10 protein-coding genes are annotated in these 12,773 nt (G+C 43.1%); all 10 read right to left on the bottom strand.

The features are described 5' to 3' along the window. Nucleotides 1–6: 6 nt before the first annotated feature. Nucleotides 7–1,338, bottom strand: coding sequence for a tRNA lysidine(34) synthetase TilS (gene tilS / locus B4K11_RS11570; protein ID WP_292959388.1), 1,332 nt, complete (start codon nucleotides 1,336–1,338; stop codon nucleotides 7–9). Continuing rightward, nucleotides 1,328–2,290: an acetyl-CoA carboxylase carboxyl transferase subunit alpha gene (accA, locus tag B4K11_RS11565; protein ID WP_292956797.1), complete on the bottom strand. Its 963-nt coding sequence runs from the start codon at nucleotides 2,288–2,290 to the stop codon at nucleotides 1,328–1,330. The genes tilS and accA overlap by 11 nt, the downstream gene beginning before the upstream one ends. A gap of 67 nt (nucleotides 2,291–2,357) precedes the next feature. Then, a complete protein-coding gene (gene dnaE / locus B4K11_RS11560) occupies nucleotides 2,358–5,849 on the bottom strand; it encodes a DNA polymerase III subunit alpha (protein WP_292956794.1) in 3,492 nt (1,163 codons plus the stop codon). Between the two features lie 26 nt (nucleotides 5,850–5,875). Then, nucleotides 5,876–6,469, bottom strand: coding sequence for a ribonuclease HII (rnhB, locus tag B4K11_RS11555; protein ID WP_292956791.1), 594 nt, complete (start codon nucleotides 6,467–6,469; stop codon nucleotides 5,876–5,878). Beyond that, entirely contained in the window at nucleotides 6,469–7,626 is a 1,158-nt protein-coding gene (lpxB, locus tag B4K11_RS11550) for a lipid-A-disaccharide synthase (protein WP_292956788.1), read from the bottom strand. Before lpxB ends, rnhB begins: the two co-directional genes overlap by 1 nt. Before the next feature lie 8 nt (nucleotides 7,627–7,634). Beyond that, nucleotides 7,635–8,405 (bottom strand): acyl-ACP--UDP-N-acetylglucosamine O-acyltransferase, encoded by a 771-nt coding sequence (lpxA, locus tag B4K11_RS11545; protein ID WP_292956785.1) that lies wholly within the window; start codon nucleotides 8,403–8,405, stop codon nucleotides 7,635–7,637. Between the two features lie 3 nt (nucleotides 8,406–8,408). Beyond that, nucleotides 8,409–8,846 (bottom strand): 3-hydroxyacyl-ACP dehydratase FabZ, encoded by a 438-nt coding sequence (fabZ, locus tag B4K11_RS11540; protein WP_292956782.1) that lies wholly within the window; start codon nucleotides 8,844–8,846, stop codon nucleotides 8,409–8,411. Nucleotides 8,847–8,849: 3 nt separating this feature from the next. After that, nucleotides 8,850–9,887 (bottom strand): UDP-3-O-(3-hydroxymyristoyl)glucosamine N-acyltransferase, encoded by a 1,038-nt coding sequence (gene lpxD / locus B4K11_RS11535; RefSeq protein ID WP_292956779.1) that lies wholly within the window; start codon nucleotides 9,885–9,887, stop codon nucleotides 8,850–8,852. 14 nt (nucleotides 9,888–9,901) lie between these two features. Further along, nucleotides 9,902–10,399, bottom strand: a complete 498-nt coding sequence (locus tag B4K11_RS11530; protein WP_292956776.1) for an OmpH family outer membrane protein — start codon at nucleotides 10,397–10,399, stop codon at nucleotides 9,902–9,904. A gap of 10 nt (nucleotides 10,400–10,409) precedes the next feature. Then, complete coding sequence (gene bamA, locus B4K11_RS11525) at nucleotides 10,410–12,731, bottom strand: outer membrane protein assembly factor BamA (RefSeq protein ID WP_292956773.1); 2,322 nt, start codon at nucleotides 12,729–12,731, stop codon at nucleotides 10,410–10,412. Between the last annotated feature and the right edge of the window lie 42 nt (nucleotides 12,732–12,773).

Here is a 12,773-nt window from a genome sequence, read left to right as displayed (position 1 = left end):
AGACAATTAAAATGGGTGCCATAAAAGAGAAAATCCCGACTTTTCTGTATACCACCCTTCACAAATGCAAATTCCAGGCACAGCAACCAACTCTTCACCCATATATAGCAAGGGCCAATGCTCTCTTAACCAAGTAGGTACCGCGGCCTCTTGCAACAATTTTTTAACCAACATGGAGTGCTTTTTACCCGCAGGCCGACAACGCTCGCCCCCCTGCCTATATCTCACCATTAGACCCGCGCTCTCTTTTATTCCTAAAGAAGCGCTCCGAACTGTCAGCAATCCACCTGGTAAACGATACTCGCCTACACCAGATATCTGTGCTTCACTTTTACAATCATCCCCAACCAACTCTCGGGGCTTAACGATATAGAGCTGCCCGAGAAAGCGGCGAAGGTCGTACTGGCCAATACGATAAATAGGATTCGCATCTAATTGAGCCTTCAGAACATCAGAAAAAATAGTTTCGAGCTGCTTTTGATTGGCACGCATTTTGGTTTTTTTATACAACCAATGCCGTAAAAGAGCAAAACCTCTTAACTCGTCGAACTGAAGGAGCCTTTCAATATCCAAACAGAGTCGTTGCTCATCAACCAGACCAGATAAATCTGCATCCAAATAACTCTCTAAGAGCTGATTAGATTGAGAAAAAAGCTGGGCATTCTTTTCCCAGCGTTCCAGCATATTAGGCCAACGTTTTTTCAGAACGGGTATTATTTGATGACGCAGATAATTTCGATCATAATTCTCATCTACATTGCTCGGATCATCAATAAATTCAATACCTGACTCACTGACCGCCCTCTCTAAATCAAGACGGCTTAATTGCAACAAAGGGCGCAACAAATATCCTTGCCCGAGGGTACGACTCGGGGTAATTCCAGACATGCCTGCCAACCCGGAACCACGCAGCATTCTAAAAAGCACAGTTTCAGCCTGATCATCCGCATGATGCCCCATTAACAGACAATCCCCAGACTCAATCACTTCTTCAAACGCTGCATACCTTGCTTCTCTCGCAGAGTTTTCTGACTGGCTTGCTGGATATACATCTATTGATTGATGATGCAAAGATAACTGACGTGATTGCGTTAAGGAAAATTCAGCCCACCGCCCAGAGGAGGCCTGCAAGTGATGATTGATATGTAGAACTAACAGGGAGGTAGAGGGAATTCTTTTAGCCGCTAAATGCAATAACAGCTGAGAGTCGAGACCACCGCTATGAGCAATAACCCAACGTTTAACATGCGGATTTTCTGAAAGAAAAGATGAGAGCGCACAACAAAACTGGCGCTCACATTTTTGTAAAGCTGCAACCCCTTCCGGGTTACTCTTCACCGCCGAAACCATAAGCCATCAAACGCTGATAGCGCCTTTCAAGCAATTCATCAATCGGTAAGTCATTTAGCTTGCCCACAACCTCAAGCAAATGTCTCTTTAGATTAGCCGCGGTAAGTGCTGGATCACGATGAGCACCACCAAGAGGCTCACTGATGATCTGATCCACCAAGCCTAATTGATGTAAACGATCAGAAGTAATACCCATCGCTTTTGCAGCATCAGCAGCACGATCAGCACTTTTCCATAGAATGGAAGCACAACCTTCAGGTGAAATAACGGAATAAGTTGAATAACTCATCATCATTAATTCATCACATACACCAATAGCTAAGGCACCACCGGAACCACCTTCACCGATAACAGTGGAGATAATTGGCGTTTTCAACTGCGACATTTTTGCCAGATTGAAAGCGATCGCTTCTGATTGGCCACGCTCTTCAGCATCAATACCAGGGTAAGCACCTGGCGTATCGATAAACGTCATGATTGGCATCTTAAAACGTTCAGCCATTTCCATCATGCGTAGCGCTTTGCGATATCCTTCAGGGCGAGGCATACCGAAGTTACGCTGCTGACGCTCACGCACACCACGTCCTTTTTGATGACCAATAACCATAACTGGCATCTCATCTAAACGAGCGACACCACCTACGATTGCTTGATCATCAGCAAAATGACGATCACCGTGGATTTCATCAAATTCATCAAAGATATACTCAATGTAATCCAGCGTATAAGGACGCTGAGGATGGCGCGCTAACTGAGATACCTGCCATGCAGATAGATCAGAAAATATAGATTCAGTTAAGGAACGGCTTTTACCTTCCAGACGCGAGATCTCTTCGGAGATATTTAATTCAGCTGTATCATCTCCAACTAGACGTAGCTCTTCAATTTTTGCCTGCAGCTCAGCGATCGGCTGTTCAAAATCCAGATAGTTCGGATTCATATGACTCATCTATTCTTAAGTGAAAAATTGCCCAAAGTGTACCTTTTTGAGCCACCAAGGACCAGTCCTAGTACGTCAAAGAGACCGCATCATGACCAAAACGGTCCATTAAATCGATCAATAACTCATCATTAGCCTGCACAAGCCAGTCATCCCCTAAGGTCAAAATGGCCTCAGCATCTTCTCTTTGGTATTTAACTTTTATCGGCAGAGCCCCTCCCAACTTATAATTATTGAGAAGCCCTTCAAACTCTTTTAGTTTCCGCCCTTTAAAATGACTTTCATCCGCAACAACTTGAACACCCCTTGCATACTGTGCCCGAGCTAGAGGAATAGTAAGCACTTTACTAACCCTCACCTTCATACCGCCCGAGAAATGATCTTCTGCGACTTCACCTTCAACAATCAGCACCGTATCTTTCTGAATCATCTCTCTAACATCATCATAGGTATCGCCAAACAATGTCACATCAATACGAGCACTACGATCATCTAGGGTCACAAAACAGAGATTATCCCCTTTCTTCGTTTTCTTTAAACGAATTTCCACAACCAACCCAGCCATTTTCTGCATCTGACCACGAGCAGGCTGTAATTCAACGATACGTTTACTAATGAAATGCTTTAATTCAGATTCATATTCATCGATAGGGTGACCTGTCAGATATAAACCTAATGTATCTCTTTCACCTGTAAGACGCTCTTTGTCAGTCCAAGGGCGTATCCCTTTATAATCCTCGTAAGGGCAGCGACCTGACTCAGCCTCAACCTCACCAAACATATCAAACATGCCTGCATCTTGGTTTTTAGCCGATTGATCTGCCGCTTGAAGTGCATCAGGGATCGCCTTCCAAAGCACGGCACGTTCAGCGCCAAGTTTATCCAAAGCCCCTGAACGCACAAGCGCTTCAAGCACTCTTTTGTTTAACTTTTTAGCGCCTACCCGCTCACAGAAATCGAAGATATCTTTAAACTCTTCTCCGGATGAGCGCGCTTCAACAATCGCTTCAATCGGACCTTCACCCACCCCTTTAATCGCACCCAAGCCATATACGATCTCGCCTTCATCATTGACGGTAAAAAGAAAATCGCCGCTATTAACATCGGGTAGCGTCGGTGGGATTTTCATCTGCCGGCACTCTTCAACGAAAATCACGACTTTATCCGTGTTTTGCATATCCGAAGAAAGCACCGCAGCCATAAAGGGAGCAGGATAATGTGTTTTTAGCCAAGCGGTCTGATAAGAAACTAACGCGTAAGCTGCAGAGTGAGATTTGTTAAAACCATAACCTGCAAATTTTTCAACCAGATCGAAGATATTTCCTGCCAAATCCCGATCGATCCCATTACCTTCAGACCCTTCCAAAAAGGATGCCCGCTGCTTGGCCATCTCTTCAGGTTTTTTCTTACCCATTGCTCGGCGGAGCATATCTGCACCACCTAAGGTATAGCCCGCCATAACCTGAGCAATCTGCATAACCTGCTCTTGATACAAGATGATACCGTAGGTTGGCTCCAATACAGGCTGCAAACTATCTAACTGATAATCTGAATGCGGCCATGCCATTTCAGCACGGCCGTGCTTACGGTTAATAAAGTCATCTACCATTCCGGATTGCAGAGGCCCCGGACGGAACAATGCTACAAGCGCGACAATATCCTCAAAACGAGAGGGCAGCAATCGACGAACAAGGTCTTTCATACCGCTGGATTCCAGCTGGAAAACAGCTGTAGTTTCCGCGGACTGTAGAAGATCAAATGTTTTACGATCCTCTAGATCAATTAATGCTATATCAAGCGGCTCTTCATTATTTTTTGCTCTCACTCGATTAACAGTCTTAAGCGCCCAATCGATAATTGTTAAGGTACGCAAACCCAAGAAGTCGAACTTAACCAAGCCCGCTTCTTCTACATCACCTTTATCAAACTGAGTAACAACCCCTTTACCTTCCTCGTCACAGTAGGTAGCAGAAAAGTCTGTTAGCTTGGTTGGTGCGATAACTACACCACCCGCATGCTTACCTACATTTCGGGTAATACCTTCAAGCTTATACGCCATATCCATGATCTCTTGCGCCTCAGCGCTAGAGTTCACAAAATCACTCAATAAAGGCTCCTGTTCCATTGCCTTTTTAAGCGTAATACCAACTTCGAAGGGGATAAGTTTTGATAGACGATCAGCAAGCCCGAACGGTTTCCCCTGCACTCGCGCAACATCACGTACAACTGCTTTAGCCGCCATCGTACCGAATGTAACAATCTGGGATACTGCATCTCGACCGTAAGTGCGCGCTACATAATCAATAACCTTATCACGGTTATCCATACAGAAATCGATATCGAAATCCGGCATAGATACACGTTCAGGGTTTAAGAATCGCTCAAATAGAAGATCGTATTCCAATGGGTCCAGATCGGTAATTTTCTGTACATAAGCGACCAAAGAGCCGGCACCTGAACCACGCCCCGGCCCAACCGGTACGCCGTTTTCTTTACCCCACATAATGAAGTCCATTACGATAAGGAAATAACCGGGGAAACCCATTTGAATAATGATATCTAACTCAAACTCTAAACGGTCTATATACTCCTGACGCTTTGCTTCATATTCCGCATCATCTTTATCAAGAAGAATCGCCAATCTTTCTTCTAATCCGTCATATGACACTTTGCGGAAATAGTCATCCATCAACATCCCTTCAGGGATAGGGTATTTCGGTAAGTAATAGGTTCCTATTTCAATATCAATATTGCAGCGTTTAGCAATCTCCACACTATTACTGACTGCCGAGGGTATATCACTGAAGAGCTCGACCATCTCTTCTTGAGATCGGAAGTATTGTTCTTCGCTGTAATCTTTAGGGCGTGTAGGATCCTCAAAAGCACGACCTTGGTTAATACAGACCCTGACTTCGTGCGCTTCAAAATCATCAGCACTTACAAACATAACGTCGTTTGTTGCCACAACGGGACAGTTGTATTGTTTAGCTAACGCAACAGAACCATGCACAACCTGCTCATCACCAGCACGCCCTGTACGCTGCACTTCCAAATAAAATGCATTAGGGAAAACCCCCATCCAATACTCTAAAAGACTACCAGCCTGCTCATTTTCAGATAAGATTGCATGCCCAATTTCGCCTTTTTTCGCCCCCGAAAGCGCAATCAGTCCAGCAGACTTTTCGGCTACCCACTCTCGCTTAACCAAAGCCATATCATGAATGATATTCTGACCTTCAAAGTAAGCCTGCGAAATGAGCTCCATTAAGTTCAAATAACCTTCGGCATTACGAACTATTAAGGTTAACCGATAAGGATCGCCGCCTGGCTCCTCTGGGTTTTCCAGCCAAAGATCAGCTCCGCAGATCGGCTTAATACCGTTCGCTGTAGCCGCTTTATAGAACTTTATCAGAGCAAAAAAGTTAGTTTGATCGGTCATTGCAACAGCAGGCATATTATTAGCCTTTGCTGCGGCAACAAGTTCTTTAACGCGAACTAACCCATCAACTAACGAAAATTCTGTGTGTACACGAAGATGGACAAACTGTGGATCAGACATAGGACTCGATCAAAATATTGATTAAATTAGGACTGCTCAAGCAGCTTTTTTACAGGTTTAAAGCTACGTCGATGCTGAGGCAAAGGGCCATACTTAGCTAACGCTTCAAAATGCAAAGCTGTAGGATAGCCTTTATGTTTTGCAAAACCATATTCGGGGTGCAGCAGATCGAGATCTTTCATTTCACGGTCTCTGGCCACTTTGGCTATGATTGAAGCGGCACTAATCTCAGCTATCTTACTATCGCCTTTCACTACCGCTTCGCTGGCACACTTCAAATCAGGGCACCGATTGCCATCGATATAAGCAAAATCAGGCGTTATCTTTAGCCCTTCAATAGCTCTTTGCATCGCCAACATAGATGCATGGAGAATATTTAGCTGATCAATTTCAGCAGGTGTAGCAGAAGCGATACACCAAGATAACGACTTTTCAAGGATCTCAACATTTAAGGCATTACGGCGCTTTTCTGTGAGCTTTTTTGAATCAGCTAAACCTTCAATAGGATTATTGGGATCAAGCACAACTGCTGCTGCAACAACATTTCCCACCAACGGGCCTCGACCAACCTCATCAACACCCGCTATGATTTGTTTTGAATCAAGCGCAGCAAATTGCATCAGATAACACCTTTATCTTGAAGTAAGTGAACAATTGCATCAGCAGCGCGCTCATCAGCATTATGATGCACTTGAGCATAAATCTCATCATAACGCTGCTCAAGATACTGTCGATACTTTTTATCATTTAAAGCTCTTAATATCGCCTCACCCATAACCTCAGGTTTAACTGCATCCTGTAAAATTTCCGGTACAAGCATCTCATCAGCGAGCAGATTTGGTAATGAAATATATTTAGAGCGAAGCATCCGAGAATAAATAGCAGCGGTAATAGAAGCCATCTTATAAGCGACCACCATCGGTTTTTTTAACAATGTCGCTTCCAACGTTGCCGTTCCAGAGGCTATTAGCACCGCATCTGATGCGGCAAGCACCTGTCTAGATTGCTTTAAAACAAGACAGATATTTAAATCTGAGAACTTATCCTGAATTAAGGATTCCAACAGGTCATATAATTTTTGGTTTGCGGCCGGCAAAACAAAGACAAGCTTAGGCTCCTGCTCCTGCAACCACCTGGCAGTCATTAAAAAAGGCTCTGCCAGGTATTTAACTTCACTCCCCCGACTTCCTGGGAGAATAGCCAGCACACGATCACCCTCATCAATTCCAAACAATGATCGAGCACTAAACAAGCTTTCATCTTCAGCTATTTGATCCGCTAGTGGATGACCTACAAACTCTATTCGCTGCTGAGTTTCTTCATAGCATGCAGGCTCAAAAGGGAGTAAAGCAAGAACAAGATCGGTCGTTTCTTTAATCTTGAAGATACGCTTAGGTTTCCAAGCCCACACGGAAGGGCTTACATAATGAACAGTGGGAATACCTGCTTTTTTTAAGCGTCCCTCCATTGCAAGCGTAAAATCAGGTGCATCAACGCCGATGAATAGATCAGGAGGATTATCGATAAACGATTGTGTAAGTTTTTTTCTAATACCTAGCAGTTCAGGCAAACGGCTAAGCACTTCAACGAGTCCCATAACGGAAAGGCGCTCCATAGGATAATGGGACCGAAAACCTTCAGCCATCATCAATTCCCCTCCAATCCCTTCAAAAACGAGGTCAGGGAATCTAGCCTTAAGAGAATGAATTAAACCCGCAGCAAGGATATCACCCGACGCTTCACCCGCAACAATACCTATGCGTAGTGGATTAGGCATAGCGTCTCCTAGCGTATAATGCCGCGGTTAGATGACTCTATAGAATGAATAAGGGAATCAATTTCAGGACAAGTAGCAGCTAAAGCCTGGAGCGCAGTTATTGCCTGTGCCACTGTTAATTTCTGGCGGTAGATAATTTTATATGCACGACGAATATTGGCGATTGCATCAGCTGAAAAACCGCGACGCTTCAGCCCCTCTACATTAATACCATGCGGGGACGCTGTATTTCCATTCGCCATAATATAATCAGGTATATCTTTGAGGACGACCGTACTTGTACCGCACATAACATGAGCACCTATACGGCAAAACTGATGCACAGCGGTGAAACCGCCTAAAATAGTCCAATCACCTATATGTACATGTCCTGCGATTGCGGTGTTATTCGCCATAATAACGTTATCACCCACAACACAATCATGCGCCACATGTGCATAAGCCATGAAAAGATTATCACTACCAACAATGGTCACACCCGCATCTTGGACGGTTCCCCTGTGGATAGTTACACCTTCACGAATGACGTTATTATCACCCACAATCAGCTTGGTCGGCTCACCTGCATACTTTTTGTCCTGGCAATCCTCACCTACTGAAGCGAATTGAAAAATTCGATTATTCTCACCGATTACTGTAGGGCCTTTGATAACGACATGCGGGCCAATGACAGTACCCGCACCAATCTCTACATCAGGCCCAATAAGAGTCCACGGGCCAACGACTACATCACTTGCGAGTTTAGCGGACGGGTCAATGACAGCACGAGAATCGATCAAGATTTAAACCTTTCTATCAGCACACAAAATGGTTGCACTACTTACGGTATCACCATCAACAGATGCACGCACCTCAAATTTCCAGATCCCACGCTTTTCTGACAGTATTGATGCTTCAAGCTTCAGCTGATCACCAGGCACTACTGGTCGTTTAAAACGTAATTTATCAGCACCAACAAAATAGTAGATTGACCCATCTTGAGGTTTTTTATCCATGGTTTTAAAACCAAGGATTCCTGCAGCCTGAGCCATTGCTTCAACAATTAAAACACCCGGCATCACAGGGTGATCTGGAAAGTGTCCATTAAAGAAAGGCTCATTTACTGTAACGTTCTTAATCGCAACAATGGAAGCTCCTTTTTCTAACTCCAGCACTCTATCCACCAAAAGGAAAGGATAGCGGTGCGGAAGATATTCACGAATTTCATTCACATCCATCATTTATTAAGAACCCTTAATCTCAGTAATCTTATCTTCTATAGACTTAACACGACGAGCCATATCATCTAGCTGTCGAAAACGAATAACATTTTTCTGCCACGCTTTATGCGGAAGCATCCCTGTGCCTGACGAATACACTCCAGGCTCAGAAATCGATTTTGTAATCATAGACATACCAGTGATATGTGTGCCGTCAGCAATAGTTACGTGACCTGCAACTCCACAAGCACCGGCAATCGTGCAATGCGCGCCAACTTTAGTACTACCAGCGATAGCAGTACAACCCGCTATGGCAGTATTTTCACCAATATGAACATTGTGAGCAATTTGAATTAGATTATCTAAGATGGCACCTTTGCCGATAACGGTATCATCAAGAGCCCCGCGATCAATTGTCGTACCGGCCCCAATTTCAACATTATCCTTAATCAACACACCACCTAACTGAGCGATTTTCACCCACTCTTTACCATCAGGAGCAAAACCAAATCCATCCGACCCAAGCACAACAGCACTATGAATCAGGCAATTTTCACCAATAGTAACACCGTGATAAATCGTCACATTAGGTTTAATAACGGTACCCGCTGCAATAACACAGTTTGCACCTATCACCGTATTTTCACCAATAATTACACGTTCACCAATTTCACAATTTGCGGCAATAGACACACCCGGAGCAATTGATGCGTTTGAACTAACATTTGTACTTGGGTCTACACTGGCTAATGGTGAAATGCCTAATGTTTGTTCTGGATTATATGCAAACAACTGACTTACTTTGGCATAAGCCAAATAAGGATTATCTGAAACTATCGCATTACCTGAATAATGTTCCAAATCGTCCGCAGACAAAATAACAGCCGAAGCCTCAGTTGACGCAAGAAACTTCTGATAACTTTTATTTGCTATAAATGAAAGCTCACCTGCCGACGCTGCCTGCAAAGTAGCCAACGAACTTAGCGTTTGCTCACCATCACCCACAAAATCAGATGACAAGAAGTTCGCTATTTCGATTAATGTGAATTTTTTACTTCCCATGAACCTATAGAAGCCTATTGTTTATTCAACAGTTCAACCACGCGAGGCGTGATATCTAGTTCTTTTTTTGCGAACAACGTTGCCTGTTTAGCTAATACAACATCATATCCTTCTTTCTCGATCAGGCCACGTATAACTTTATCTAAACGAGGCTTCATCTCCTGAATAAACTCTTGTTCTTTCTGCATACGTTTTTGCTGTAAAGCTTGAGCAGCTCGCTGGTATTCAGAAAATACCTTTTGGAATTGAATTTTCATTTTCTTCAATTCATCAGGTGATGCTAAATCTTTATTTTTGGAAGCTTTATCTCTCGCAGCCTTGACCTGCTTTTCCAAATCTAAAAGATTTTTCTCTTCTTTAGCAAATTCACTTTTAACACTATTACGGAACTCTACTGCAGCAGCTGAAGCCATCAGCGCCTGCTGTACACCTAAAACTGCTATTTTTTCAGCATGCGCAGACATGCTGATACTCATTGCTAAAGCAACACCTAACAATATCTTAGATTTCATATCTTATCCCTTAGAAAGTTTGACCCAATGCAAACTGGAAGACTTCAGTTTCATCGCCTGTTTTATCATTTAACGGCGCTGCAAGCGCAATAGAAAGCGGCCCAATAGGTGTTAACCAACTTAAACCAAAGCCTGCAGAATAACGCAATTCATCTAATTCTATACCACTCTTACAGTTAGATGCCAAAGACACTGATGAGCAACTCGTATCAAAGACATTACCTCCATCAAGGAATAACAGTGTGCGCCATGAAGATTTATCTTTAACAAATGGTGTTGGGAAAATAAATTCCAAACCACCTGAAACTAGAACATCACCACCAAACGGATCATCTTTTGTGTCGCGTGGACCTAGCGAGTTCTGCTCATAACCACGTACAGTTTTTAAGCCGCCAGCGAAGAAGTGCTTATAAAATGGGTACTCATTCTCACCTAGCTCACCGCCATAACCCAAACGGCCTTTAGCAGAAATAACCCAAGTGCGTTGATCATCAATAGGGCTGTACCACTTAACATTATATAAAGCTTTATAATAACTCAGATCACTTCCCGGCAGGCCTAGTTCAATCGAAGCACTTTGGGAGTAACCTTTCGTTGGGAAATACCCCCTATTCAAATGGTTTGAACTCCAAGAGCCACGAAGGTTGATATTAAAATAGTCATTACCCTCATCTAATAAATACTGAAGGATTTCATCAGGTGTTTCAGTGGAGTTAGTATTAATTGTTACCTGCTCAACATTCAAACCAAAATTCAAACGTTGATAGTCATCAATTGGATAACCAAAATTTACGCCACCACCGAATTCGTCTGTAGAAAAGGCACTGGTATTATCCTCATCAAAATCACGTTCACGGTAATACACATCAAAACCACGACTCACACCATCAACGGTATAATAAGGATCAACAAAACTATAGGAATACTCAGTTAAAGTATCACTGTTAGATATACCAATACCTACTTTTTTACCCGTACCCAAGAAGTTATCTTGCTTCAATTGAAAGCCTAAAATAATACCTGAGGTTTGTGAAAAACCGAGGCTTGCTGAGAAAGATCCTGATTGCTGCTCTACAACGGAATATTCGATATCAACCAGATCAGTGCTACCTGGGACAGGGGATGTAGCCACATCAACTGTTTTAAAGTAGCCCGTTTTCTCCAATTTAACTTTAGACTGCTCAATTAATTCACTAGAAACAACCGCAGCCTCCATCTGTTTAAGATGCTGACGTATCACATCATCTGCCGTACGCGTATTTCCTCTGATATTTACACGTCTGACATAAGTGCGCTTACCTGGATCTAAAAAGAATTTAACTGTGACAGTATTATCATCATGTAGTTCAGGCGCAGGAGAAACATTGGCAAACATATAACCAGCATCTCCCAACTTACTGCTTAAGGCCTCTTGAGACTCCGTGACTAATCGCCTAGAAAACACTTGTCCCGTCTCTACCCGCACAGCGGACTCGAGTTCAGCTTCTGGTATTGCCATTTCACCGGCAATATCAAAACCTCTTACAGTATATAACTCACCCTCAGTTACATTGACCGTAATATAGACATGCTTTTTATCTGGAGTGATAGAGACCTGTGTGGAATCAATGGAAAAATTTACATAACCGCTATCTAAGTAATAAGAGCGTAAGCGTTCCAAATCCCCAGACAGTTTCTGACGTGCATAACGATCATCCTTTCTAAAGAAAGACCAGAAATTCGACAACTTCAAAGAAAACAGTTCTTTAAGTTCTTCATCACTGTAAACGCTATTACCAACAATATTTATATGCTGAATAGTTGCAACACGCCCCTCTTTTATATTCACTGTTAGGGCAACACGATTTCCCGGCAATGAATCCACATCTGTAGTTACACTAGCGCCATATCGACCCTGTGAAGAATAAACCGCAACCACATCTTGTTTGATTTGCTCCAACGTTGAGCGCTTAAACACATCACCTTCTTGAAGGCCTGTTTGCTTCAAACCTTCAAGTAACGCTTCAGATTCTAAAACCTTATTCCCTTCCAACTTAATCAAACTTACAGACGGGCGTTCCTGGATTTTAAGCACTAAAACTGAGTCTTCACGTAATAATTGAATATCATCAAAATAACCTGATTCAAAAAGCTTACGCGACGCTTTAGCCAGCTCAGAAGTGTCTACAGAGTCACCTGCTGAGACAGGGAAGTTTCTGAAAACAATACCTGGTGATACCCTTTGCAAACCCTCTAGACGGATATCCTCGACTACGAATGAAGCTGCTGTATTTGCCTGAACAAGAGAAGCCCAGAAAAAAAGTGTTACTAGAAGTCCAAAGGCGCGTTTCATGAAGTACTTCTTACCCATAATAAAGTTTGAATCAGTTATGAC

This window comes from Neptuniibacter sp. UBA6509, from assembly GCA_002435145.1.
Lineage (GTDB): Bacteria > Pseudomonadota > Gammaproteobacteria > Pseudomonadales > Balneatricaceae > Neptuniibacter.
This window is presented reverse-complemented; position numbering and strand designations above follow the sequence as displayed.

Excerpts from the sequence above, each read along its gene's own strand:
- B4K11_RS11530 (WP_292956776.1), bottom strand. The coding sequence starts at position 10,399 with ATGAAATCTAAGATATTGTTAGGTGTTGCTTTAGCAATGAGTATCAGC.
- accA (WP_292956797.1), bottom strand. The coding sequence starts at position 2,290 with ATGAATCCGAACTATCTGGATTTTGAACAGCCGATCGCTGAGCTGCAG.
- rnhB (WP_292956791.1), bottom strand. The coding sequence starts at position 6,469 with ATGCAATTTGCTGCGCTTGATTCAAAACAAATCATAGCGGGTGTTGAT.
- bamA (WP_292956773.1), bottom strand. The coding sequence starts at position 12,731 with ATGAAACGCGCCTTTGGACTTCTAGTAACACTTTTTTTCTGGGCTTCT.
- fabZ (WP_292956782.1), bottom strand. The coding sequence starts at position 8,846 with ATGATGGATGTGAATGAAATTCGTGAATATCTTCCGCACCGCTATCCT.
- lpxD (WP_292956779.1), bottom strand. The coding sequence starts at position 9,887 with ATGGGAAGTAAAAAATTCACATTAATCGAAATAGCGAACTTCTTGTCA.
- lpxB (WP_292956788.1), bottom strand. The coding sequence starts at position 7,626 with ATGCCTAATCCACTACGCATAGGTATTGTTGCGGGTGAAGCGTCGGGT.
- dnaE (WP_292956794.1), bottom strand. The coding sequence starts at position 5,849 with ATGTCTGATCCACAGTTTGTCCATCTTCGTGTACACACAGAATTTTCG.